Source organism: Roseixanthobacter liquoris (assembly GCF_043195135.2).
In the GTDB taxonomy this organism is placed as follows: Bacteria; Pseudomonadota; Alphaproteobacteria; order Rhizobiales; family Xanthobacteraceae; genus NCEH01.
Window position 1 is genome coordinate 1,830,595 of record NZ_CM195537.1, and the last position, 23,723, is coordinate 1,854,317.

Here is a 23,723-nt window from a genome sequence, read left to right on the forward strand (position 1 = left end):
ACATCAGCCCGCGGACCGCAGCGGCCTGAGCGTCATCGCCGGCCCTGGCGGGAGGCTCGCCGTACCGTTTCCTCCCCGCCGAGAGAATTTTGCCGACCCAGCCGGGCCGCCACCTCCGCAACCGGATGCCTCCAGAGGCCGAGGGTGCCGGCACGCGGTCGGGTGGGGGTGGTGCCGAAGCGGAGGACGGTTCCGATCAGCACGGGCTTCCGCGCCGATTTCAGCCGCTTTCGCTAACCGGCCAGGAATTGGTGATAGGCCGGATTGGCCGTTTCGTCCCAATAGGGATAGCCGAGACTTTCCAACCAATTGCCAAAACGCAGCAGGGCGTCGGGCGGCACTTGGATGCCCGCCAGGACGCGGCCGTGGTCGGCACCGTGATTGCGATAATGGAACAGCGAGATGTTCCATTCCGGCGCAAGGCTTTCCAGGAAGCGCGACAGCGCGCCCGGCCGCTCGGGGAATTCGAAACGATAGATCAGCTCGTTGTCCAGTCCCGGCACGCGGCCGCCCACCATGTAGCGGACATGGGCCTTCGCCATCTCATTCTCGCTGAGATCGATCACCTCGTAGCCCGCGTCGCGGAGAAGGGCGATGACCTCGTGCTTCTCCTTCTCGCCGCGCGCCAGCCCGATGCCGACGAAAATGCGGGCCCGCGCATCCGGACCCGCGAAGCGATAATTGAACTCTGTGATGGAGCGCGTGCCGAGCGCCCGGATGAACTGACGGTAGCTGCCCGGCTTTTCCGGAATGGTCACGGCCAGGAGCGCTTCGCGATGCTCGCCCACTTCCGCCCGCTCGGCGATTGTGCGTAGGCGGTCGAAATTGAGGTTGGCGCCGCTGTTGATGGCGATGAGGCTGCCGGTACGCCCGCCGCCGCGTTCCACATAGGCCTTGAGACCCGCAAGGCTCAGGGCGCCCGAGGGCTCAGCGATCATCCGCGTATCGTCGAAAATGTCCTTGATGGCGGCGCAGATGGCGTCGGTGTCCGCGGTCACGACCTCATCGAGGAATTCCCGGCAGAGCCGGAATGTCTCTTTCCCGACCTGGCGGACCGCCACGCCGTCCGCAAACAGGCCGACCTGATCGAGCATGACGAGTTCACCGGCCGCAAGGGCCGCGCTCATGCTTGCCGCGTCGGTCGGCTCAACCCCGATGACCTTGGTGGACGGGCTGAGGAATTTCACGAAGGCGGCGACGCCGGCGGCAAGCCCCCCGCCGCCGATCGGCACGAAGATCGCCTCGATCGGATTGGGGTGCTGGCGCAGGATCTCCATGCCGAGCGTTCCCTGGCCGGCGATCACGTCCGGGTCGTCGAACGGATGGATGAAGGTGAGGTGGCGCTCGGCCTGGATTTCCCGCGCCTTGAGCTGCGCCTCATCGAACGCGTCCCCGTGCAGGACCACGGTTCCGCCGAGCCGCTTCACCGCTTCGATCTTGATGGTGGGCGTCGTGCGCGGCATCACGATGATGGCGTCGACGCCGAGCTTTTTCGCCGCCAGGGCGACGCCCTGCGCATGGTTGCCCGCAGACGCGCAGATCACGCCGCGATCCAGCACCTCGCGCGGCAGCCTGACAAGCTTGTTGTAGGCGCCGCGCAGCTTGAACGAGAAGACCGGCTGCAGGTCCTCGCGTTTGAGATGCACCTGTGCGCCGAGCCGCTCGGAGAGGCGCGGCATGGCATCGAGCGGGCTTTCGATGGCGACGTCATAGACGCGGGCGGACAGGATACGCTGGACGTAATCGTTCATGGACACTGCGGAAGGCTCCGTCGCAGGCCGCACTGCGTGCGCCATACGCGCCGGCCTTATAGGGACTGCCAACGACCTTGACCAGATTGGCCTGTTGCCGGCGAGGCATATTCCCGTCGGCGGGGGCGGACTGCGGCCGCGCCGCCCCTGCGCGGGCCGTGGTGTGGCGAACCGCGCTCCCCATGCCCTCGATCGATCTCGCCTAACAGATTATCCCGCCGCGGATTTCGGCCGTGGCGGGGGCTCGCTGTGGGGCAATGGGACCGGGCGCGCGGTAAAGTGGGCAGGTCTGCGCCGGCAGGATTTTCCGCCAGCCGAGCCTGCTCGCCGCCGGTCGATCCCCGGCGCTCGCGGCTGCGGCCGAGACCGAGGTCGGCCGCGCCGCCCCTTTCAACAGCCGCGACGTATCCCGCGTCTGCGGGTGGCGGAGGTGCCGGAGATCGGCATGGTTGCGTCAATACCGGCACGATCTCACCAGGTGGGACCGTTTGGCGTCATCAAGCAGCGGCATCAAGCAATCGGGCTTCGGCCAATCGTCCGGCCAGCGGATGGGCCGCAGCCAGCCCCTGTTCTGCCGTTACGTCATCCATTCCAAAGACTTCAACCGCGAGAATCGAACCAAAATCAGTCGTTGCCATTGCGTTCGGGCACCATCCTAGCGCCGGCGCGGCGGGCCCGGGCCGGGCTTGGCTGAGACTGCGAGGCGCGCCTCACGCCCACGCGATGATCATTCGGCATGAGTGCGCACCTTCGTTATTGAGCATGCGCTTCAAGTCTACGCCCCTCCGATACCATCCGTTGACGGGCGGTATATTTGCGCATGCGACATGAGGCCGTTTCGATGCCGGAGCGCCGCGAGACGACATGTCGCATCACCAGTTCTGTCGATGCGCCCGCAACGCGGTCGAGTTAATTTCTTGGCACCCGGGTCCACGAAGGGCCCTTGGTGCGGGCTGCGATCTTCGAGGCCCGGGACGTCTCACCGCGAGTGATCCCATGCGAAATACCTTCGGATTGATTTCCGGCTTGTGGCTCGGAGCGCTGGCGGCGCTGCCGGCTTCGGCGATGCCCCTGGCGCGCCCTGCTGTACCGGATTCCGCCCTCTTGACCCCCGTCGCCCAAGGCTGCGGCCCGGGCTGGTGGCGCGGGCCGTGGGGCCATTGCCGCCACACGCCCTATACCGGCCGCGTGCCGGGCGGCGGGTGGGTCTACGACCTGCCTCCCGCCTACGGCTATTTCGGCAATGGCTGCCCGCCCGGCTATTGGCACGGGCCGTGGGGCCACTGCCGCGACACCCCCTATCACGGCCGGCTGCCCGGCGGCGGATGGCAGTGAGGGTGACGACCGTCTCCCACTCAAATTCAATGGTAAGAAAGATAGTCGCCATGAACCGCACGACCGTGAACCGCACCCTCGTGGCCGCCTTGATGGGCGCACTCGTCATGACAGGGCCCGCAGTGCAGGCGCAGACGGCACCGTCCGCCGGCGTTCCGCCGGAGCCGCCCGCCGTGGAACTCTACAGCACGGCGGATGCCCAGGCCGTGCTCGAGGCGCGCCTTCTCGCGCTGAAGACGGTGATGACCCTCAGTCCCGAACAGCAAAAACTCTGGCCGCCGGTGGAGGCCGCCATCCGCGCGGTGGCGAAGCTGTCCGCCGAGCGCCGGGCCGAGCGGGCCAAGGCGCCGCCCCCGGACAATTTCGTCGACATCCTGGACCGCGTCGCCGATGCCGAGGCGCTGCGGGCGCGGGACCTGAAGACCGTGACGGCCGCGTTGAAGCCTCTCGTTGCGTCTCTGACGCCGGAGCAGCTGCGGCGCATCCCCGCCTTCCTGGGACTGCGCGAAGGTGCTGACGGTCTGCCTCAGCCCACCGCCGAGATCTGGCTGTTCGAGGAAGAAAACTAGGATCGAACCAATTTCATCTCATCACCTGCGGTCTCAAGGACACTCCCATGCCCATCTCGTTCCTGCATTCGAAAGGAACCGAAGCGCCTATCAAGATCCCCGCCATCGGGCTCGACCTGTTCGTGCGCATGCCGCCGGCGGCGAGCTCGGGCGAGTTCTGCTTCATCGAGACCATCAATGCCCCGGGCGCGGGTCCCCCCCGGCATCGCCACCGCGAAGCGGAGATCTTCCGCGTCATCGAGGGTCGGTATCTCTATGAGGCGGATGGCCGGCGCTTCTACGCCGAGGCCGGTGACGTGGTGAGCATTCCCGGTGGGGTCGAGCACGGCTTCTGCAACGTGACCGACAAGCCCGCGCGCCAGTACATCCTCATGGCCCCGGCCCTCGATGCGGCGGCCTTCTTCACCGAGCTTGCCGGCGTGATGCACGACGGCATTCCCGACCAGGCGGCGCTCAATGCCTTCGGGCTGAAGTGGCACGTGGAGTTCCTGGGGCCGCCGGTCAACAGGAACGACCAGCCCACGGACTGATGCGGCCGCATCTCAACGGCCGCCAACGACGCAAGATCGAAAGGTGCGTCCCGCCGGGCGGGCCGAAGCACACCATCAGGGGGGAACAGGATGAAGGATCAGGTGCTCATCGCCGGCGCGGGGCCGGTAGGCCTGACGATGGCGCTGGAACTGGCGCGCTATGGCGTACCGGTGCGCATCATCGACAAGGTGCCCGAGGCGACCCACACGTCTCGGGCGGTCGCGGTGTGGCCGCGAACGCTGGAGCTGCTCGACCGCTCCGGGGCGGCGGCTGACATCATCGCCCTGGGCAACAAGGTCACCATTGCCAACATCCTGTCGGGCGGGCGGACCGTGGCCTCGCTGTCGCTCGACCAGATTCCCTCCCCTTATCCGTTTGCGCTGATGGTGCCGCAGTACGACACCGAAGCCGTGTTGCGGCGTCACCTCGCCGCTCACGGCGCCAAGCCCGATCTCGGCGTCGAGCTTCTCGGTTTCGAGCAGGACGAGGATGGCCTCTCCGTCCGCCTGCGGGAGCCCGACGGCACGGAGCGCACCGAGCCATATGCCTTCCTGGTGGCCTGCGACGGCGCGCACAGCGTGGTGCGCCATCACCTCGGCCTCGACTTCAGGGGTGACACCCTCGGCCTCGACTGGACGCAGGGCGACTTTCACCTGAGCGGATATCCCTTCCCCGCCTCGCAGATGGCCATCTTCTGGCATGAGGACGGGCCGCTGCTGTTCTTCCCCATGGCGCCCGACCGCGCGCGCATCATCACCAGTCTCGGCCCCTCGACCGCAACGCCGCCGGTCGCGCTGGACCAGGAGGCGTTCCAGAAGATGCTGGACGCCCGCGGCCCCGGGGGCATCACGCTCACCGGGACGGAATGGGTCAGCGCCTTCCGCATCAATGAGCGGCAGGTGGACAATTATCGGTCCGGGCGGGTCTTCCTCGCCGGCGATGCGGCGCACATCCACAGCCCGGCCGGCGGGCAGGGCATGAACACGGGCATGCAGGACGCCATCAATCTGGCGTGGAAGCTGGCCCTTGTCATCCGCGGCATCGCCAGCGCGCCCGCGCTGCTGGAGAGCTATGATCTGGAACGTCGCCCGGTCGGCGCGCTGGTGATCGCGGCCTCCGGGCGCATGACCCGCATCGGCACGCTCGCGGACCACACGCTGCAGCATGTGCGCGACTTCGTCGCCCATATCCTGATGGGGCTGCCGCCGGTGCGGCGGGCCCTCACGGGGCTGATGGCGGAAGTCTCCATCGGCTATCCGGACAGCCCGCTCAACGGCCCCTCCCAGGGCGAAGCGAAGGCCGGCGCGCGGGTGCGGCCGGTGGCGGGCGAGAGGCCGTTCGGCGCGGGCGACACGCCGTTTTTCATCGCGTGCGGCGGAGACGGCGCAGCCGAACTCGCCGCGCGCTTTCCCCGCCTCGTGGCGGCGTCGCCGCGTCTGCCCGACGGCGGAGGATTCATCTCTCTGGTCCGGCCGGACGGCTACCTTGCAGCCCAGGTGAAGGATGCCGACTGGCAGGACCTCGTGCCCTTTCTTCAGCGGATCGGGGCGCAGCGGTGACCACCCTTCGGCTCGCCCGGTCGCGCAGGGGGACGGACGGCCAGCGAGCGCCGATCGTCCGAGCGGCGCCCTCGTTCGTCCATCCGCCACGTTCCGATCTGACCTCCTTAAAGGAACCGCACATGCACAAGGACTTCAGCGAAGCGACGCCGGACGGACAGGGCCCGGCGGATCGGCGCGTGTATCGCGAAGCCTCACCCACGGAATTGATCTACATCGCCACGCGCATGATCGTCGTCAGCCGCAGCAGCATCTGCGGAACGATCGACAGGGCGCAGTTCGAGGCGGCCGTCGCACATCTCGAAACGCGATATGGAATCCTGCGCTCGGTGGTCGAGGACGGGCATTTCGTGGGACGGACGGACGACCGATCGGCGGTCGAGGCCTGGGTGCCCGCCGATCGCTGCTCCGCCGAGACCATTTACACGCAATTGCTGAACGCCGACCTCGATACCGGAAAGACCCTCTACGCCATCCACGTCAGCGCCGCCGATGACGCGCTGGATGTCTTCATGCTCACGTCCCATGCCATCACCGACGCAACATCGCTGATCGAGCTGCATTCCTGCCTCGCCCACATGTGCGACTGCGTCGTGCGCGGCGAGGCACCGGCCCTCGGCGTGCAGCCCTTCCCGACCCCGGTCGACCATGCCGTGAGTTGCAGTCTGGCCGCGCTCGGAACGGATGCGCCGCCGTCGTCCTATTCCGGCGTATTCGCCGAGATTCCCATGCACGCGCCCCATGATGGCGGTGCCGTGACCCATCGGCTCGAACGCGTTGTGATCGGGGCGGACGCGATGCATCGGATCAAGGAGACGAGCCACGCAAACGGCGCTTCCGTGCACGCGCTCCTGTTGGCCGCGCTCGCCCTCGCCATACGCGACGTGGCGGACGGACACCCGCGTCAGATTCTCATGCGATCATCGGTGGACATGCGCCGGCGGCTCGAGCCCCATGTTTCACCCGAACTGGTCTTCACTGCCATCACCGGGCACATCACGCCCATACCCGATCTCGACCGGCCGATGGTCGAGATCGCCCGCTTCATCTTTGACGACATCCATCAGGGACTGGCCAACGGCAGCATTTTTCACGACTACGTCAACTATCCACGGGCGTTCGGCAGCCCGCAGCAGTCGCCGGTCGCCATCAATGTTTCCGACATCCAGACGGTGCAGTTTCACTGGCCGGTCGAGCGGCTGGCCGTGACCGGATTTGAGTATGCATTGGGCTGGATGAAGAAATTCCCGAATGTCTCCGTGTCGGTCTACGACGGAACGCTGATCGCAAACATCGTCTATGTGGAAGAGTTCGCCGCTCCGACAACGATCCGCGCCATCTCGGACGGATTCGTCAGGAGGCTCGCTTCGGTCTGCGGACAATAGAAGCCCTGCGCCGACAGCAGTCCGTGGAGATGGAAGACGTCGTGCTCGTCCTCGAAAAAGGCCGTGCCCGCGTCGCGCCGGGGATCGGCCAGCAGTTCGTATCCGCTCCATGCAGTGGATACGATCGCAGGGGTCGCTTCAGACATGAAGATCGCTGCCGGACCCGCCGGCCCGGGCGAATTCGATGTGGGTGTCAGGTCCGTAGTGGAGGGTGTTGCGGGCGTAATAGGGCGGCACCTGCATGTCGAATTGTGCGTGCCCGTGGCTGACGTCGCTGCGCAGGAGATCGGTGCGGCTGGCGATGTCGAGGCGCAGCCGCTCGCCCGGCTTCAGCACCACGGGCTGCGGCGTGAGGCTGAAGCGCAGCGTCACCGGCACGCCAGGGGTGAGCGGCTCGGGCTGGTCGATGTCGATGGCGATCTCGGTCGCGGTGGAGCGCGCGGCGTCGATTCTGCGGCACGCGGGGCGGATCGCGCCCATGGAGAGGATCTGGTAGGCGCCGTCCGCCGAGACGACGCCGGTGCGGGCCACCACGTGGGTATCGATCTCGTTGCAGCTGACGGAGAGGCTGACGGTGATCGGGCCGGTCAGCTCCATCTCCTCCTCGACCGGCAGCTCGAAGGTGAGGCGCTGGCTCTCCACCTCATCGAAGCCCGCCGTCACGATGGCGCCGAGGGGCACCGCGGCCCATCGGTTCGTCCCGCCTTCGCCCGGCGCGCGGTCGAGGCGGTGGGTTGCGGCGTCGGCGCCATTGGAGGCGGGGTAAAGGCGCAGCGCCGTGCTGCCCGGCAGCGGCCAGCCGGACGCGCTGCGATAATCCTTCGCCCCTTCCCTCCAGTATCGCACCCGCGCCTGGCCGGCATAGCCGTTGTCCGCGCCGTAGACCAGATGGTCGAAGAAGGCGAGCGCCTCCAACTGCCACGCATAGACCGGCAGGTCATAGGCCGCCGGGCCGATGATCAGCCAGCGTTGATCCTTCGGCGTGCCGGCATTCTCGAACAGGTCGTAGGCGCCGAACTGGTGCAGGTTGAGATAGCCGGTGTTCTGCACCACCACGAACGGCACCTCGATGTCGCCCAGCGCGCCGGACGGGCCGGCGGGCAGCACGCTCGTCGCCCGGGTCTTGCCGTCGAGCATGAGGCCGGCGAACAGGCGGCGCGCCTGCGGCGTCGGCACCTGCCGCTGGAACGCCTTCATGATCCGCGCCATGCGCTTCTTCAGCTGCGGCCACCACACGTGCTTCAGGGCTGAGTTGGTGATGTGGCTCACCACCGCGCGCAGAAGCGGCGGCAGGTGCAGCCTGAATTGCAGGGGCGTGAAGTTCGCACCCATCCAGAGCGCGAAGAAATCCGGCTGCGGCGCGCCGCCGAACATGGCGATGTGGCGGAAGAAGTCCGTGCACATCTCGTTGGTGAAGAAGCCCTTCAGCGCCGGCGGGCGAAGCCGCGCCACCTGCGGCTGGGTCAGCCCGTAATAGGAGGTGCCGAACAGCACCACCTGCCCGTCGCACCAGGGCTGCGTGGCGGCCCATTGGATGACCTTGGCGTGGTCTTCCACATCGGTATCGTTGAGATAGACGGCGTCCGCGCCGCCCGAGCGGCCCATGCCGCGGCGGGTGACGATCACATGGGCATAGCCGCGATCGGTGAAGACCGGGGGGCTGCCGGTCTCGTTGTTGCCGGCAGGCACGCCGGCGGCTTGCAATTCCTTGGAATAGGCCGCGAAGGCGATGACCGCCGGCCAGCGGCCCGGCACCTTCGGCACATAGACGTCGGCCGCGAGGCAGATGGAGGGCGCGACCTCGATCATCTGGTCGGCGAGCACGCGGCAGCCGAGGCCGGATTTTGCGGCGGGGCCGGGCGTCCAGCCGGCCAATTGCGTGCCGAACAGGCCGCCCTTCGGCGCGATGAGATTGTCCCAGAAGCCCGGCTGACCGGTTTTGGCCGTCATGTGCGTTCTCCCCCCGGTTCCCGGTCCGCTGCGTCAGGTCGCGGCGCCGGGCGTCCTACAATTGCGAGATGTCGAGGCCGGTCTTCTTCTGCGCCGCCAGCCGCATCTCCCGCACCACCCATTTCTGCCTGTCGTCCGGGATGAAGAAGCCGCCGATGCCGGACGAGAAGAGCAGATCGAAGACCCGCTCCGTCACCTCGGTGAGCGCCTGCTCCAGGTCCGCCCCGGGCTCCGGCTTCGGGGGCACCATGATGACGATGGTGTCTTCCGCCTGCTCGATGATCTCGATCTTGAAATCCGGGCCCGGCGTGTAGCCGAACTCCGTGCAGACCACTCCGACCGGGTCGGCGATGAGCTTTGCGCGGTAATCGAGATCGGTGGCGATGCGTTCGTAATTCTTCTCGACGAAATCGGCATTGCTCACGGCTGATCTCCCTCGGTACGGGCCGCGTTGCGCAGGGCCAGCAGCTTGAATTTTGCAGCGACGGGCACGAGCCAGATGAACAGGCCCTGGCTGGACCACAGGTCCATCTGGTTGAGCGGCATCGCGGCGGGCGGCGCATGGGGCGGACGGGCCGGCGGGATGGTGAAATAGACGCGGTCGCGCCGCTGCACCACCACCTTCACCTTGACCCCCGCCGGCACCGCGACGCCCATGGACTTGAGCGCCTCGACGGGGTCGCTCTCCACCTGCGCGGCGAACGCGTCGTCGGTCCAGACGCGCCTTGTCAGCTCTTTCTCGAAATCTCCAGACACGGATGTCTCCCAAATTCCGTTTCGGTGGGATGCGGCGGGCGGTGATGCGCCGCCGCCAGCTCACGGCTCGCGATTGATGATCAGGAAGCTCGGGCCCTGGTGCGCGAGCGCGCGGGAGAGAACATCGCCGACGCCCTCGACGGCGTCGATCGTCTCCACGCGGGCACCGAAGCCCTCGGCGATCTTCTGCATGTCCACGTCGGGATCGCTGAAGTCCAGGCCGACGAAGTGCGTGGTCGCGATGGTCGTGCCCATCACATTGCACCACAGGTCCTTCAGCAGCCGGTATTCGTTGTTCACGAAGCAGATGAAGATGGACGGGATGGAATATTTCGCCGCCGTCCAGAGGGCGTGGATCGAGAACAGGCTTCCTCCATCGCCCACGAAGCAGGCGGCGTGCTTGCCGCTCGCGAGGCCGATGCCGACGCCGAGCGGCATCGCCCAGCCGAGCCCGCCGCCGCGCGGCGAGAAATGCACGTTCCGAAAGCCGAGGCTCACCGCCATGTCCTGCACGATGGCGTCCTCGGACGACCCTTCCGTGATGACATGGGTGGAGTGGTCGAGATGGCGCAGCACGGCGAGGATCAGCGCATCGCTCGCGCGCGGCCCCACGCCGGGATATTTCGCATCCAGAGCTGCCACGTCGATCGTCCGCGCACCGGCTTGCGCCGTGTCAGCGCCGAGCGCGATGGCCAGCGCATCCAGGGTCGCATGAATGTCGCCGAGCACGGCCATATCGCAGGGAAAGTCGAAGCCCAGTTGGCTCGCCGCCGGCGCGATCTGGATGACCTGCAATTCCGCCGGCAGGGCCTGGAGGCCATCATAGGTGAAGCTGTCCACCTTCTCGCCGACCAGCAGCATGGTGTGGTAGCGGCCGAGCGTCTCGTTGATCTTCTTCGTGGTGGGCGGAAGCTGGCCACGGAAGTTCGGATGCAGCGGATCGACCGTGCCCTGCACATGGAAAGGCGCGGCATAGATGTCGGCGCCGAGCGTGCTGGCGATGCGGCTCACGGCGTCGACGCCGCGCGCCGCGCCCACCGCATAGTCGGCGACGATGGCGAGCTTGCCCCCGGGCACCGCCGCGAGGGCTGCGGCCACCGCGCCGATGGAGTGCGGCGCCACGTCCTCGATGATGCGCGTCTTCTTGAACGTGGTGTGCCCGGTCTCCTCCAGCATGAAGTTCATGGGGATGGAGAGGAAAACGGGGCCCGTCGGCTGGAGCCGCGCGTGCAGGTAGCACCGCTGCAGGGCGACGGCGAGATCGTCCGTGCGGGTCACTTCATAGGCGTATTTGGTGGCGGTCTGGGCCAGCTGGACATTGGGCGCGCCCAACACCGGATTGTGGATGAGGAAGCGGGAATCCTGCTGCCCGTTGATGACAAGCAGGGGCACCCCGGACATCAGCGCATTGCGCATGTTGAACATGCCGTTGGCGAGGCCCGGATAGGTATGGAGGCTGACGATGGACGGCTTGCCGCTGATCAGGGCATAGCCCGCAGCGATGCCGACCGCGCTCGATTCATGCAGCGCTAGGATATAGGTGGCCTGCGAGGCCGCTACGGCCGCGAGGAAGGTCGTCTCCGTGGTTCCCGGATTGCCGAAAACAAACGGAATTTCGTAAGTCTCAAGAAAATCCTGGATGAGTTCGCCGCCGGTCCGTGTCGTCATGTTTCTCCCCCCAGATGATCTTGCTGCAGCATTGCGAGCGGCTCAGGCCGCAACTGGCATTCGATACGGTCAGCCGTCGCATCGGAGGCGGCTTGGTGCAACGGTCTGTCCGCGCGGCATCCAGTGCGCGCATTTCGTGGTGCGGCCGATCCCGGGGTTGAAGGTGTTGCAGGGATCGAGCGCCTTGAAATGGTCGACCATTGCCGGCTTCGCGAAATAAAGGTGCCCCACATTGTGCTCGGCGGGATATTCCGCGCCGCGTGCATCGAGGAGCGTCCACAAGGCGTGCTCGATCTCCTCGCAATTGCTGCCCTTGGCCACGATATAGTCCTGGTGGAAGACGTGGCAGAAGAAGTGGCCGCAATAGAGCTTGCGGATCATGTGCTTGTCGATCTCTTCGGGCAGCGTCTCGAACCAGTTTTCGTCATTGCGACGGAGCGCGATGTCCAGCGCGACGATGTCCTCCACCTCCGTGTCGTGGACGGCGCGATAGCGGATCGCGGCGCCGGCGGCGGCGAAGCGGTGCAGGAAGGCCTTGTCGCCTTCATCGGGCGTGCACTCGAAATAGTCCCCGGACTTCGAAGGGAAGATCGATTTCAGATGGGCGCGGGCTTCCGCGATGCCCTCGTCCCCCATCTTCAACAGCAGATAATGCTCGAAGCGATCGCGGTAGTCCGTCATGCGCCGGGGCAGATGCTTCGGAAAGAGGTGGCTCAAGGCTTGCAGCATCTTGGCGCTGAGATTCTTCGGCAGAAAGCTGAAGCGCCGGCAGATATTGTCGAACGCCGCCTCTAGAGCGTAGAGGCGCGGGATCATGTCCGTGCCGAGAGTGTTGATCACCACGAAGGTGTCCTTGCCGTAGACCTCTGCGCAATTGAAGGAGTCGCGATGCATGTACTCGCCTTCGATCGGCAGATTCTTGAATCCTCCTAGGATATGGCGGCGAATGTCTTCGAGTTCTGCGGTATCGTTCGAGCCGATGTAGAAGACGACCTGTTCCTTCTCTTTCGGGAAGGTGTCGAGCCGCACCGCCATCAGCATCACCTTGCCGGCGCTGCCGGACGCCTCGAACAGGCGGCGCGGATCGGCATTGAAGCGGGCAGGGGTTGGCGCCTCGATGTCACGCACATGGGCGGCATAGTCATGGTCCGAGGCGGCTCGGGCGGGGTCGTTGACGATGTCGGCGGCGGTGAAGTCGCCGCTTTCGATCCGCCGAAGGATCGTCTCCGGATCATTGCCCAGCGCGATGCCGAGATGATTGACGAGATGCAGCCCGCCCGCCTCATCCAGCCGTGCGAACAGAGCGAGCTGGGTGAATGCGGGGCCGCGATGGATCAAGGCGCCGCCGGAATTGTTGCAGACGCCGCCGAACACCGACGCGCCGATGCACGACGAGCCGATCACCGAGTGCGGCGCGCGGCCGATCTTGTCCAGCGCCTTCTCCAGATGGAACAGGGTCGTGCCCGGCAGGCAGACCACCTGCGTCCCGTCGTTAATCAGGTGCAGGCCCTCGATACGCATGGTGTTGACGAGCACGATGCCACGATCATAGTCGTCGCCGTCGGGGGTCGAGCCGCCGGTGACCCCCGTGTTGGCCGACTGCATGATGACGATCTTGTCCGCCGCGACGCAGGCCTTCAGGACGCGCCATTGCTCCACCAGCGAGCCGGGCCGCACCACGGCGACCACCGGGCCGGAGCCGAAGCGGATGCCGGTGCGAAAACGCCGCGTCGCCTCGGGGCTCGTCAGGACATGCGATTGACCGACGATGTCCCGAAGGTTTGCGATCAGGATCGCGTCGCCGTCGTCCGTCTCCCGCGCAGCGGTCTTGCCCGCCGGAATCGTCAGGTCGAGAAATGCGGCATCCATGGCAACCACTCCCCCCTTTGCGTAACCTGTGGCTCCCGGCAGGATCCATCAAGCGGCTTGATCGGGCGGTCCCGCTGTCGGCCGGCCAATGCGCCGTCCGACGAGGATCGATGGCCACAGCCTATTTGGATGCCCGCTGTGCAGCATCGCCAGAAGTGGTGATGCCACGCATGCTCGCGGCGCTTAATCGCCTCCCGGCGCGGCCCCTTCCCAGGCCGTACCGAGGGGAGTGAGGCGCGGGACTGTCTTCTCCAGCCACTCGACCTGCGCTGGCGGTTCGGCGCCCGCTCTTACGCCCGCGTTCCGCTGGTCTCTCTCCTGCTCTTCAGCAGCGCTTCCATGAAGATCGGCTCCCAGGTGAGGATGTGGTTCCGCATAAGCTCTCCGATGCCGGCCACGTTGCCTGCCTCGGCGAGGGCGGTCAGCTGGTAATGCTCGCCCACAGATGCGGCCTGCCGCTCGAGCCCCGCCCGCGACGAGATGCCGTGGAGCCGCATCTTGTCTCGCAGGCCCATGGCCATCTCCGTGAGCAGCGCATTCTCGGCCGCGCCGATGAACACCATGTGGAAATTGCGGTCGTTCTCCAGGTAACCGTAGATATCGTCATTCTCCACGGCCACACGGATTGCGTCGGCGAGGCCGGTGAGCTGCTCAAGGACCTTCTTTTTCTTCCGCGGCTTGAGGGCGAACAGCTCGGCTGCATGCACCTCGAGCAGGCTGCGCATATCGAACAGATTGCGCAGATCGTCCACCGTCGGCTCCACCACCTTGAACCCGCGATTGCGCATGGGCTCGATGAGGCCGGTACGTGCCAGCTCCAGCAGCGCTTCCCGCACCGGAGTCGTGGACATGCCGAGGTCAGCCGCCAAGGTCGGCACCGAGTACATCTTACCCGGACCGCTTTGTCCCGAGATGATCTCCGACCGCACCTGCCGGAGCACCTGTTCACGCAAATTCGGATCCATCACCTGCCCGCAGTTGGTGCCGCCTGAGGCACAATTGGTAGCGCTTTACAATAATGCGTCACTTTTCGCCGCGCAAGCCGGGTAGACCACGAAGGTGCCAGTGGTGGCGGGGAAAATCGGCATTTCAGGGCCTGCTTAAACTTTGCGCTTGCGGCCGGTGACGCGCCAATATAAAACGTGACGTGTGACGCGCTACACTAATGTAGGATATTCACATGGATACGCCCCTCAAACGATGGCTCTGCCTCGGATGCGGTTTTTCGTACGACGAATCCCTTGGCCTTCCGGAGCACGGATTGGCACCCGGCACCCGCTGGGCCGATGTCCCTGACGACTGGGTTTGCCCCGATTGCGGCACGCCCAAGAACCAGTTCGAAATGGTGGAGATGGGCTACGCCGAAGGCGGCGTCGATCTGGCGCGCAACGCCTAAGCGCGCAACAACCTCGGGAGATGAACCATGCCCAAATCTTTCGTACTCCGGGCGAGTGAACGCGGCCACGACGTGATCTATTCCGATGGCAGCGCCTCGTCTTATGTAGCCGGTCACCCCGGCAGCTATATCGCCCGCGAATCCAGCTTCAACTTTCATCAATACCAGGGCGGGCGCCCTGGGTTCGGCACCGTCCGCGTGTTCGGCGATGAAGTGTTCAACGGTGCTGGCTGCGGCTACAACATGCACCCGCACCACAATTTCATCATCTGCGCGTTTGTGCTGGAAGGCGAGCTGACCCACATCAATACAGCCGGCGGCGGCACCGTGGATCAGCTGCGGCAGGGAGATTACTACGTTTTCTCCGCCGGATCGGGTGGGAAACACTGCGAGCTATCGATCAGCCCGGAAAACATGAACGCCATTTATCTTTGGCTCATGCCCGGCCAGCTCTATCTGTCGCCGAGTTACCATCGCGCCCACTTCGACATCCGCACCCGGCGCAATCGTATCGCTCAGCTCGTGGGCGATGGGGACGGCGCGCTGCCGGTCTCGCAGGACCTGCGCGTCTCGCGTCTGGTGACCGACCGTGCAGGCCGCTTCACCTACACCCCGCGCACACCGGAACACGGCGTTTACGTGTTCGTCGCGGAGGGCAGCGCCACCGTGAACGAGGTCGCGCTCGGGCGTCGTGACAGCCTGGGCATCAGCGGCGTCGAGGCCCTCGCGATCGAGGCTCGCGACAGCTCCGACCTCTTCTTCGTCGAGACGGCCATGCTCGACGATGCCCGCATCCGCGCTTGGGAAAAGGCCCACGGAGCCGACCTCCTCGACTGAGGGCGTGCCCGGAGATCCATCCCCAGGGAGACGACAATGCCGATCATGGACGTGCGCTATGCCGCCGGGACGCTCGATGCAGCGGCGAAAGCCGATCTTGCCGCGCGCCTCACCGACGTGCTTATCAAAATGGAGGGCGGCGCCAACACGCCTGGCGGGCGGGCGTTCGCCTGGGTGTTCTTCACCGCTTTCGCTGCGGATGACTGGTGGATCGGCGGTCGAACCGATGGGACCTACGTGACCGGTCCGGGCAAGTTCCTGGTCAATGTCTTCATCCCCGAAGGTTACATGAACGTCACGCACAAGAACGAGGTTCATGCCTGGGTGGCGGAAGCGATCGGCGGGGCGACAGGCTGCGCCGATCCGGCCGATAGCCTGCTCACCGTCATCAACGAGGTGACCGAGGGCAATTGGGGCGACGGGGGCCAGCCCATCAGCCTGGAATCCATCGCCAGGACGGTGGGCCAGGAGGGCGGGCCCCGACCGCTCTGGTCGCGCGCCTATTTCGAGGCCAAGGCGCGGGCCATGGCGGCGGCGGGCTATCCGGCCGACACCGGCGGAATGCTGCCCTCGCTGCGGCCGCGGCTGCTAGCATCGGCCGCTGACCCGGCCTGATAACCGGCGCCGGAAACGGCGCGGTTTTCCACAACCGGCCGAAGCGCGGAGACACGCGCGCGGCTTCTTGCAACAATCCAGAGAAGAAGTGAGGGGAACTTCGTGACCGATCAAACGATTCTGACCCCTGTACTGGACCGCAGGCGTCTCCTCGTCGGCGCCGCCGTCCTCGGCACCGCCGCCCTGCTCCCCGGCGCCGGCCACGCGCAGAGCGGCGAGCTCGTCGTCTCCAACTGGGGCGGCGACTGGAACGAGCGCATCGCCAAGGGGTTCGAGGACCCGGCCTTCGCCGCCTCGGCCCTGCGCATCATCCATGACCTTGCCCCGGTGCCGGAGCGCAAGGCCAAGCTGCTGGCGGAACGCCGCCTTCCCCGCTCCAGCGTCGACGTGACCTGGCTGAGCGACGCCGACGCCTACGAGATGAGCGCCCAGGGCGTGCTCGAAACTCTCGACATGTCCCGCATTCCGAGTGCCGGTCACATCATCGAGAAGCTGCGCCGGCCCTATTTCATTCCCGCGGCCTATGGCGGCGTGGTCCTGCTCTACAATCCGGCCAAGATTCCGCAGGCGCCGACAAGCTTCGCCGATCTGTGGAACCCGAAATATGCCGGCCGCGTCGGCATCATCGATCAGCTCTATTTCAACTATATCTACGCGGCCGCGCTCTCCCACGGCGGCTCCATGGGCGACGTGAGCCAGGCCTTTCCCGCCCTGCTCGAGATGAAGAAGCAGGTTCAGCCCCGGCTCTATCCCTCCCACCAGGCGCTCGCGGCGGCGTTCAAGGCAGAGGAGATCTGGATCTCGGCGAACTACAGCGCCCGCGCCATCCAGTGGGAGAAGGAAGGCCTGCCCCTGCGCTGGTCCTATCCGAAGGAGGGTGCCGTCGCCATCTCGTTTGGCGCGGGCATCCCGAAACGGGCGCGCAACGTGGACGGCGCCTACGCCTATCTGGAGGCGATGCTCCAGCCCAAGGCCATGGGCGCGATCTCCCTCGCCACCTCCTATGCCGTCGCCACCGACAATGCCGACGTCCCCGCCGAGGATCGCAAGCGCCTCGAATTTACCGCCGACCAGATCGCGAAACTCAATTTCGTCGACTACCCTTATGCGGCAAAGAGCGACGCCCAGTGGATCGAGTGGTGGAACAAGGAATTCAAGGCGTGAGCGCGCCGGCCATTACCGGAGAGGACAGCCTGGCCGGTGGACGGCCTGCACCGGGCGGCACCGACCGCCAGCGCCGGCGCTCCGGCGCCGGCTGGCTGCTTTTTCCCAGCCTGACGCTGGTGCTGGCAGGCCTGATCCTGCCGCTTGCCCTGATGGCCCGTACCAGCGTCGCCCATTTCGATGCCGGGTCACCGGACCTCGCCGGCTTCACGCTGGAAAACTATGCCCGCTTCTTCGGCGAGCCGTTCTATTTGATGATCCTCGCCCGCACGCTGGCGGTTGCGCTGAGTTGCACGGCCATCTGCCTGGTGCTCGGCATCCCCGCGGCGTTCGCCATCAGCCGGGTCGAGAGCCGCGCGCTGAAGACGGCGCTCATCCTCGCCACGATCATTCCCCTGCTCATGGGGAACGCGGTGCGCGCGGCGGGCTGGATGGTTCTGCTGGCCGACAAGGGACTGATCAATTCGGCGCTGCTGTCCGCCGGGTTGATCGCCGAGCCGGTCCGTATCCTCTACACCGGATCGGCGGTGGTAATCGGTCTCATCGCCGTGCTGCTGCCGTTCATGGTGATCTCGCTCGAGAGCGTGTTCGAGAACATCGGCACGGCCTATGAGGAAGCTGCCCAGACCATGGGTGCGCCGCCGTGGACGGCATTCTTCCGCGTGACCCTTCCGCTGGCCATGCCCGGCATCTTCTCCGGTTGCCTGTTGTGCTTCGTGCTGGCGATGAACGCCTATGCGACACCGGTCCTCATCGGTGGCCCGTCGTTCCAGATGATGGCGCCGAAGGTCTTCGAACAGGCGATCAAGGTGTACAACTGGCCGTTCGCCGCCACCATCGCCCTGGTGCTGATGGCTGTGACGCTGGCGCTGAGCGTCGCCTCCAGCCTTGCGCTGCAGAAGCGCTACGGAGTGCTGTGACCATGATCGGCTCGCGCTCTCCCTTGCCGCGCTCCTTGTCGGACAGATCGTTCCGGCCGGTCATGGTCGGCGGGTGCGTCGCGGCCTTCGTCATGGTGCTCTCGCCCTTGGCGGCGATCATCTGGGTCAGCTTCTTCGAGAACAAGATCATCAGCTTTCCACCCACCGGCTATACCTTCGACTGGTATCGGGCCGCAGCGGCGGCGCCTCAGTTCCGCGACGGCTTCTTCACCAGCCTGGAGCTGGGCGTCGTCGCGATGCTGGTGAGCCTTGTCGTCGGCGTGCCGGCGGCCCTCGTGCTGGCCCGGGGGCGCTTCCCCGGGCGCGAGGCGATCCAGTCGCTGTTGCTGGCGCCGCTCATCGTGCCCGGCATCGTCGCCGGGGCGGCGCTCTATATGTTCCTCATCGAGGTGGAGCTGGCGAGCGGCGTTCAGGTGGCCATGACCTTTACCGGCCTCGCCATCGCCCACAGCCTGATCGCGCTGCCCTGGACGGTTCGGCTGGTGACGGCCTCGCTGGTTGGCCTGGATCCCCAACTGAAGGAAGCCGCGCTCACCATGGGTGCGCGGGAATTGACCGCCTTCCGGCTGGTGACATGGCCGCTCATCCGGCCCGGGGTGGTGGCGGGAGCGCTGTTCGCCTTCATCGCATCCTTCGTGGACCTTGAGAAATCGCTGTTCCTCGTGGGGCCGGGAATGACGACGCTGCCCATTGTCATCGTCAACTATCTGGAGTGGAGCATCGACCCGACCATTGCCGCGGTCGCGACCGTCCAGATCGCCATCATTTCGGCGGGCCTCGTCCTGACCGACCGCTACTTCAAGCTTGCGCGCGCATTCTGAGGAACGAAGATGTCGAGCATCCGCATCCAGGACCTCGTCAAGCGCCACGGTGCGCAGGTGACCGTCGACCGCGTCTCCCTGGAGATCGGGCAGGGCGAGTTCATCGCCTTTCTTGGCCCCTCGGGCTGCGGCAAGACCACAACCCTGCGCATGATCGCGGGCCTGACCGAAGCGAGCGCCGGCACGATCCATTTCGGCACGCGCGAGGTCACCGACCTGCCGCCTTACCTGCGCGACGCCGGCCTCGTGTTCCAGGGCTATGCCCTGTTCCCGCACATGAGCGTCGCGGAGAACGTCGCGTTCGGGCTTCAGATGCGCAAGGTGGACCGCCAGGAGGTGCGGCGCAGGGTGGACGAGGCGCTGTCGCTGGTGAAGCTCACACATCTCGCCGGACGCCTGCCGAAAGAACTCTCCGGCGGCCAGCAGCAGCGGGTCGCGCTGGCGCGGGCCATCGTCTACAAGCCCGAGGTGCTGTTGCTCGACGAGCCGCTCTCCGCTCTCGACGCGAAACTGCGCACCGAGGTCCGCACGGAATTGCGGCGGCTGCAATCCGCGCTCGGGCTCACCACCATCTTCGTCACCCACGACCAGGAAGAGGCGCTCAGCGTCGCTGACCGCATCGTGGTGATGTCGGAGGGGCGGGTGCAGCAGGTCGGCACCCCGCGCGAGATTTACCAGCGGCCGGCGACGCGCTTTGTGGCCGAATTCATCGGTCTCGCCAACCTGTTCCCTGGCGGGCTCGACGGCCCGGGCCGGTTCCGGTCCGAGAGCGGCGAATGCTTCGCCACCGGGACCACGGACGTGCCGCCGAACGCATCGGTGTTGGCCATCCGTCCCGAGCACGTCAGCCTGCTGCGGGGCGACCCCGCGCCTGGTGGCGCCTGCGCCCTGGCGGCGACTGTCGAGGACGTGATCTATCGCGGCGCCCTGACCGAGTTCGTCGTGCGCACCGCCTCGGGCGTGAAGCTTGCGGCGCACCTACAGAATTCCGCTCCCGGCCGCGACGACCTGCGGCCGGGAGACCGGGTTGTCGCCTCCTGGCCGGTGGATGCGGCGATGCTGTTCTAACCCTAGCCCTGCGCCTCGTCAGGCGCCTGAACCCCTCGCTCGATCCGACGGCCGTCTTCCACGGCCGCAGAAGCCGCACGCCCTTCAGCGCGCGAAAGATGGACCATGGCTGAACGACACCAAGGCTATTGCACCCTTTGCCGCTCGCGCTGCGGCTCCATCACGCTGGTGGAGAACGGGCGGATGGTGGGTGTCGAGCCGCGCCAGGACCATCCCACCGGCGGGGCGCTTTGCGCCAAGGGCCGTGCCGCGCCCGAACTCGTGCACAGTCCAAACCGCCTCAGCACGCCGTTGCGCCGGATTGGACCAAAAGGCGAGGGGGCGCGCTGGGAGGAGATCGGCTGGGACGAGGCGCTCGACGAGATCGCAGGGCGCCTCGGCGCCATCCGGAACGAGTCCGGCGCGGAGGCGGTGGCTTTCGCCGCTACCACCTTCAGCGGCTCGCCCATCGTCGATAGCTACGAATGGATCGAGCGCTTCGTGCGCTGCTTCGGCAGCCCGAACCTCATCTATGCCATCGAGGTGTGCGGCTGGCATAAGGACTATGCCCACGCGCTCACGTTCGGGCGCGGGCTCGGCATGCCGGACTACGATCATGCCGATGTGATCGTCCTGTGGGGGCATAATCCGGCGCGGACCTGGCTGGCGCAGGCGAGCCGGGTTGCGGAGGCCCGTCGGCGCGGCGCGAAGGTGGTGGTGATCGATCCCAAGCCGGATGGCTCGGGCCAGCAGGCGGACCTGTGGCTTCGGATGCGGCCGGGTACGGACGCTGCCCTCGCCATGGGCGCGATCCATCATCTGATCACAACCGGGCGCTTTGCCGACGACTTCGTGCGACGCTGGACCAATGCGCCGATGCTGGTGGAGGCGCAAACCGGCCAGCTGGTGCGCGCCGATGCCGTGGGCGTGGCTGGAGCGGAGGGCTTCCTTGTGCTCGACGCAGCCGGCGAGCTGCGGCCCTGCGACACGAGCCTCGCGCCGGGAGAGGCCGCGGGTGTTCGGCTGGACGGACAGGTGCGCCTGTCCAGCGGGGATGGCCGCATGATCGAGGCGCAGACCGTCTTCCGCCGCCTCGCCGAGCGTGCCCGCCCGTATTCGCTGTCCCGCGTCTGCGCCCTGACGGGGCTCGGCGCGGCAGAGGTGCAAGCCTTCTACGCGCTTCTGGAAGGCGCGCCCCGCGCCGCTTATTACACCTGGACCGGCGTCGGCCAGCACGCCAACGCCACCCAGACCGAGCGCGCCATCGCCACCCTGTTCGCCCTCGTCGGCTCTTGCGACCGGGAGGGCGGCAACATCTGGATCGTCCCGCCGCCGGCCAACGCGCTGAACGATCTCTCCCTGCTGCCGCCCGGACAGAAAGAGAAGGCGCTCGGCCTCGCCGAGCTTCCGCTGGGCCCCCCCGCCCATGGGTGGATCACGGCCCGCGACTTCGCCCGCGCCGTGGTCGATGGCGCGCCCTACAAGGTGCGCGCGCTGATGAGCTTCGGCACCAATTTCGCGGTGTCGCAGGCCGATACGGCACGCAATCTCGCGGCGCTGGATGCGCTCGAATTCCATGTCCATGCCGACATGTTCATGAACCCCACCGCCGAGCGCGCCGACATCGTGCTGCCGGTGAACATGCCCTGGGAGCGCGATGCCTTGCGCATCGGCTTCGAGATCACCCAGGAGGCGGCCGAGACCATCCAGTTTCGCCGGAAGGTCCTCGACCCCCTGAGGCAGAGCCGGGCGGACCATGAGATCGTGATGGCTTTGGCGACGCGCCTCGGGATGGCAGCCCAGTTCTTCGGCGGCGACATCGAGGCTGGCTGGAACCACCAGTTGGCGCCCCTCGGCCTGACGGTGGACGATCTGCGGGACAGGCCCGACGGGGTGCGCGTGCGGCAGCCTTTCGCCCATGCGAAGTTCGCGACGCAGGAGGCTGACGGCACCGTGCGCGGCTTCGACACCCCGACCCGCCGGGTGGAGCTCTACAGCGAACGGCTGCTGCAGCACGGCCACGACCCGCTGCCCGATTACGTGCCGCCCTATGCCGACGAGGACAGCGCGCTGCCGCTGATCCTCACCACCGCCAAGAGCGGCTGGTTCGTCCACACCTCCCATCGCCATGTGGCTTCCCTGCGCCGCAAGGCGCCGGATCCTGCAGTCGAGATCAGCCCTGGCCTTGCCGCCGCCCGCGGGCTTGCGGCAGGGGACTGGGCTGAGGTGCGCACGCGGGACGGGGGAGCGCGCCTTCGGGTGCGGATCAACCAGGCCCTCGGGGATGCGACCGTGGTGGCCGATTTCGGCTGGTGGGAGGCGTGCGCCCCCCTCGGCCGAGCCGGCACCGGCAGCCACGGGCCGGACACCGCAAACATCAACGCCGCCCTGAGCGATGCCGTGCGCGATCCGGTCAGCGGCTCGGTGCCGCTCAGGGCGGTGCGCTGCGAGATCATGCCGCTGCCCGAGGCCAATCGCGGCCGATGGCAGGGCGAGCGCCGCTTCATCGTCGCCGCCGCCCATGCGGCGGATGCGCAGACCCGCGCCCTGACGCTGGTGCCAGAGGACGGCGGCGCGCTGCCGGATTTCCTGCCCGGTCAGCATGTGATCGTACGCCTGCCGCAGGGCGGGCCGGCGCGGGCCTATTCCTTGACCGGGCCGCCCGCCGCGCCGCGGACCTTCTCCATCGCCGTGCGGCGCAATCCGGTTTGTGCGGATGGCGAGGAAGCCGGCTTTCTCTCCCACCGCATCCAGGAGCTTGAGGCCGGCGACGCGCTGCTGCTGGAGCCGCCCTCCGGCGTGTTCACATTTCCTCTCGACGGCCACCGTCCGCTGCTCCTGATCGCCAACGGCATCGGCATCACCCCGTTCGTATCGCTTCTTGAAGCGTTGGCGGGGGCGCCGGCCGGACATACCGGAGATGTATTGCTGCTGCACGGCTGCCGCCGCCGCGCTGAACACCCGCTCGCCGACCGGCTTGATGCCCTCGCAGCACGCATTCCATCGCTGCGCAGGATCACGTCTTATTCGCGGCCCGATGTGCAGGACCGTGCCGCACAACCGGTCGCGGTGGGCCGCCTCGACATCGACGCGCTGCGCGCCAGCGGTGACCTGCCCGATGCGCCGGTGGGCCGGCCGATTGCCTATATCTGCGGAACGCCCGATTTCATCGCCACCATGCGGCACGGGCTGATGCGATGGGGTGTGCCGGGCTTCGACATCTTCACCGAGGCCTTTTCGGTCGCGGCCGAGATGCCGCCCCAGCTTGCGCCGCGGCGCGTGACCATTGCGGGCGCCAACCAGTCATTCGTGTGGACGCCGCAAGCCGGTTCGCTGCTCGATGCGGCGCAGGCGGCGGGGATCGGGCTGCGCAGCGGTTGCCGGGTGGGCCAATGCGAGAGCTGCGCCGTCGCGCTGGTGGACGGCAGGGTCGCCCACCGCGTGCCGGTGGAGGTGGACACCGGCACCTGCCTCGCCTGTCAGGCGGTGCCCCTCACCGATCTGACCCTATCCCTATGATCGCAAGAGG

General features: G+C 66.8%; 21 protein-coding genes. 13 read left to right on the forward strand and 8 right to left on the reverse strand.

The window, feature by feature from the left end:
• Positions 1 to 233: 233 nt before the first annotated feature.
• Positions 234 to 1,751 (reverse strand): threonine ammonia-lyase, biosynthetic, encoded by a 1,518-nt coding sequence (gene ilvA, locus V5F84_RS08065; protein WP_509277184.1) that lies wholly within the window; start codon positions 1,749 to 1,751, stop codon positions 234 to 236.
• 497 nt (positions 1,752 to 2,248) lie between these two features.
• Positions 2,249 to 2,389 (reverse strand): hypothetical protein, encoded by a 141-nt coding sequence (locus V5F84_RS08070; RefSeq protein WP_394044119.1) that lies wholly within the window; start codon positions 2,387 to 2,389, stop codon positions 2,249 to 2,251.
• Positions 2,390 to 2,747: 358 nt separating this feature from the next.
• On the opposite strand from V5F84_RS08070, the gene V5F84_RS08075 reads away from it, so the two are divergent.
• The 5 genes from V5F84_RS08075 to V5F84_RS08095 all read left to right on the forward strand — a co-directional run bounded on the left by V5F84_RS08075 (position 2,748) and on the right by V5F84_RS08095 (position 7,130).
• A complete protein-coding gene (locus V5F84_RS08075; protein WP_394044118.1) occupies positions 2,748 to 3,086 on the forward strand; it encodes a GCG_CRPN prefix-to-repeats domain-containing protein in 339 nt (112 codons plus the stop codon).
• Between the two features lie 50 nt (positions 3,087 to 3,136).
• Positions 3,137 to 3,655 carry a Spy/CpxP family protein refolding chaperone gene (locus V5F84_RS08080; protein ID WP_394044117.1) on the forward strand — a complete coding sequence of 173 codons (519 nt, stop codon included), beginning with the start codon at positions 3,137 to 3,139 and terminating at the stop codon, positions 3,653 to 3,655.
• 47 nt (positions 3,656 to 3,702) lie between these two features.
• The gene (locus V5F84_RS08085) at positions 3,703 to 4,185 is read left to right on the forward strand and encodes a cupin domain-containing protein (protein ID WP_394044116.1); all 483 of its coding nucleotides are present in this window, start codon (positions 3,703 to 3,705) and stop codon (positions 4,183 to 4,185) included.
• Between the two features lie 90 nt (positions 4,186 to 4,275).
• The gene (locus tag V5F84_RS08090; protein ID WP_394044115.1) at positions 4,276 to 5,745 is read left to right on the forward strand and encodes an FAD-dependent monooxygenase; all 1,470 of its coding nucleotides are present in this window, start codon (positions 4,276 to 4,278) and stop codon (positions 5,743 to 5,745) included.
• 122 nt (positions 5,746 to 5,867) lie between these two features.
• Positions 5,868 to 7,130, forward strand: coding sequence for a phthiocerol/phthiodiolone dimycocerosyl transferase family protein (locus V5F84_RS08095; RefSeq protein ID WP_394044114.1), 1,263 nt, complete (start codon positions 5,868 to 5,870; stop codon positions 7,128 to 7,130).
• Positions 7,131 to 7,268: 138 nt separating this feature from the next.
• Here the strand turns inward: V5F84_RS08095 and V5F84_RS08100 are convergent, their stop codons facing one another.
• The 6 genes from V5F84_RS08100 to V5F84_RS08125 form a co-directional block, all read right to left on the reverse strand.
• Complete coding sequence (locus V5F84_RS08100; protein WP_394044113.1) at positions 7,269 to 9,080, reverse strand: CocE/NonD family hydrolase; 1,812 nt, start codon at positions 9,078 to 9,080, stop codon at positions 7,269 to 7,271.
• Positions 9,081 to 9,135: 55 nt separating this feature from the next.
• The gene (locus V5F84_RS08105) at positions 9,136 to 9,504 is read right to left on the reverse strand and encodes a hypothetical protein (RefSeq protein ID WP_394044112.1); all 369 of its coding nucleotides are present in this window, start codon (positions 9,502 to 9,504) and stop codon (positions 9,136 to 9,138) included.
• Positions 9,501 to 9,836, reverse strand: a complete 336-nt coding sequence (locus tag V5F84_RS08110; protein WP_394044111.1) for a hypothetical protein — start codon at positions 9,834 to 9,836, stop codon at positions 9,501 to 9,503. The genes V5F84_RS08105 and V5F84_RS08110 overlap by 4 nt, the downstream gene beginning before the upstream one ends.
• Positions 9,837 to 9,896: 60 nt before the next feature.
• Positions 9,897 to 11,504, reverse strand: coding sequence for a thiamine pyrophosphate-binding protein (locus V5F84_RS08115; RefSeq protein WP_394044110.1), 1,608 nt, complete (start codon positions 11,502 to 11,504; stop codon positions 9,897 to 9,899).
• Positions 11,505 to 11,573: 69 nt separating this feature from the next.
• On the reverse strand, positions 11,574 to 13,373 hold the full coding sequence (dld, locus tag V5F84_RS08120; RefSeq protein ID WP_394044109.1) for a D-lactate dehydrogenase: 1,800 nt from the start codon (positions 13,371 to 13,373) through the stop codon (positions 11,574 to 11,576).
• 290 nt (positions 13,374 to 13,663) lie between these two features.
• A complete protein-coding gene (locus V5F84_RS08125) occupies positions 13,664 to 14,338 on the reverse strand; it encodes a GntR family transcriptional regulator (RefSeq protein ID WP_394044108.1) in 675 nt (224 codons plus the stop codon).
• Between the two features lie 215 nt (positions 14,339 to 14,553).
• Here V5F84_RS08125 and V5F84_RS08130 point away from each other — a divergent pair, with 215 nt between their 5' ends.
• The 8 genes from V5F84_RS08130 (at position 14,554) to V5F84_RS08165 (ending at position 23,713) form a co-directional block, all read left to right on the forward strand.
• Positions 14,554 to 14,769, forward strand: coding sequence for a rubredoxin (locus V5F84_RS08130; RefSeq protein ID WP_394044107.1), 216 nt, complete (start codon positions 14,554 to 14,556; stop codon positions 14,767 to 14,769).
• 27 nt (positions 14,770 to 14,796) lie between these two features.
• Positions 14,797 to 15,606, forward strand: a complete 810-nt coding sequence (locus tag V5F84_RS08135) for a pirin family protein (RefSeq protein WP_394044106.1) — start codon at positions 14,797 to 14,799, stop codon at positions 15,604 to 15,606.
• Between the two features lie 45 nt (positions 15,607 to 15,651).
• Positions 15,652 to 16,221, forward strand: coding sequence for a tautomerase family protein (locus tag V5F84_RS08140; protein WP_394044105.1), 570 nt, complete (start codon positions 15,652 to 15,654; stop codon positions 16,219 to 16,221).
• Positions 16,222 to 16,323: 102 nt separating this feature from the next.
• A complete protein-coding gene (locus tag V5F84_RS08145) occupies positions 16,324 to 17,385 on the forward strand; it encodes an ABC transporter substrate-binding protein (RefSeq protein ID WP_394044104.1) in 1,062 nt (353 codons plus the stop codon).
• Positions 17,382 to 18,305, forward strand: a complete 924-nt coding sequence (locus V5F84_RS08150; protein ID WP_394044103.1) for an ABC transporter permease — start codon at positions 17,382 to 17,384, stop codon at positions 18,303 to 18,305. Before V5F84_RS08145 ends, V5F84_RS08150 begins: the two co-directional genes overlap by 4 nt.
• Before the next feature lie 2 nt (positions 18,306 to 18,307).
• Positions 18,308 to 19,147 (forward strand): ABC transporter permease, encoded by an 840-nt coding sequence (locus V5F84_RS08155; RefSeq protein WP_394044102.1) that lies wholly within the window; start codon positions 18,308 to 18,310, stop codon positions 19,145 to 19,147.
• 9 nt (positions 19,148 to 19,156) lie between these two features.
• Positions 19,157 to 20,215: an ABC transporter ATP-binding protein gene (locus V5F84_RS08160; RefSeq protein ID WP_394044101.1), complete on the forward strand. Its 1,059-nt coding sequence runs from the start codon at positions 19,157 to 19,159 to the stop codon at positions 20,213 to 20,215.
• 105 nt (positions 20,216 to 20,320) lie between these two features.
• The gene (locus V5F84_RS08165; protein ID WP_394044100.1) at positions 20,321 to 23,713 is read left to right on the forward strand and encodes a molybdopterin-dependent oxidoreductase; all 3,393 of its coding nucleotides are present in this window, start codon (positions 20,321 to 20,323) and stop codon (positions 23,711 to 23,713) included.
• Positions 23,714 to 23,723: the final 10 nt, after the last annotated feature.

Excerpts from the sequence above, each read along its gene's own strand:
- ilvA (WP_509277184.1), bottom strand. The coding sequence starts at position 1,751 with ATGAACGATTACGTCCAGCGTATCCTGTCCGCCCGCGTCTATGACGTC.
- V5F84_RS08070 (WP_394044119.1), bottom strand. The coding sequence starts at position 2,389 with ATGGCAACGACTGATTTTGGTTCGATTCTCGCGGTTGAAGTCTTTGGA.
- V5F84_RS08075 (WP_394044118.1), top strand. The coding sequence starts at position 2,748 with ATGCGAAATACCTTCGGATTGATTTCCGGCTTGTGGCTCGGAGCGCTG.
- V5F84_RS08080 (WP_394044117.1), top strand. The coding sequence starts at position 3,137 with ATGAACCGCACGACCGTGAACCGCACCCTCGTGGCCGCCTTGATGGGC.
- V5F84_RS08085 (WP_394044116.1), top strand. The coding sequence starts at position 3,703 with ATGCCCATCTCGTTCCTGCATTCGAAAGGAACCGAAGCGCCTATCAAG.
- V5F84_RS08090 (WP_394044115.1), top strand. The coding sequence starts at position 4,276 with ATGAAGGATCAGGTGCTCATCGCCGGCGCGGGGCCGGTAGGCCTGACG.
- V5F84_RS08095 (WP_394044114.1), top strand. The coding sequence starts at position 5,868 with ATGCACAAGGACTTCAGCGAAGCGACGCCGGACGGACAGGGCCCGGCG.
- V5F84_RS08100 (WP_394044113.1), bottom strand. The coding sequence starts at position 9,080 with ATGACGGCCAAAACCGGTCAGCCGGGCTTCTGGGACAATCTCATCGCG.
- V5F84_RS08115 (WP_394044110.1), bottom strand. The coding sequence starts at position 11,504 with ATGACGACACGGACCGGCGGCGAACTCATCCAGGATTTTCTTGAGACT.
- dld (WP_394044109.1), bottom strand. The coding sequence starts at position 13,373 with ATGGATGCCGCATTTCTCGACCTGACGATTCCGGCGGGCAAGACCGCT.
- V5F84_RS08125 (WP_394044108.1), bottom strand. The coding sequence starts at position 14,338 with ATGGATCCGAATTTGCGTGAACAGGTGCTCCGGCAGGTGCGGTCGGAG.
- V5F84_RS08130 (WP_394044107.1), top strand. The coding sequence starts at position 14,554 with ATGGATACGCCCCTCAAACGATGGCTCTGCCTCGGATGCGGTTTTTCG.
- V5F84_RS08135 (WP_394044106.1), top strand. The coding sequence starts at position 14,797 with ATGCCCAAATCTTTCGTACTCCGGGCGAGTGAACGCGGCCACGACGTG.
- V5F84_RS08140 (WP_394044105.1), top strand. The coding sequence starts at position 15,652 with ATGGACGTGCGCTATGCCGCCGGGACGCTCGATGCAGCGGCGAAAGCC.
- V5F84_RS08155 (WP_394044102.1), top strand. The coding sequence starts at position 18,308 with ATGATCGGCTCGCGCTCTCCCTTGCCGCGCTCCTTGTCGGACAGATCG.
- V5F84_RS08160 (WP_394044101.1), top strand. The coding sequence starts at position 19,157 with ATGTCGAGCATCCGCATCCAGGACCTCGTCAAGCGCCACGGTGCGCAG.
- V5F84_RS08165 (WP_394044100.1), top strand. The coding sequence starts at position 20,321 with ATGGCTGAACGACACCAAGGCTATTGCACCCTTTGCCGCTCGCGCTGC.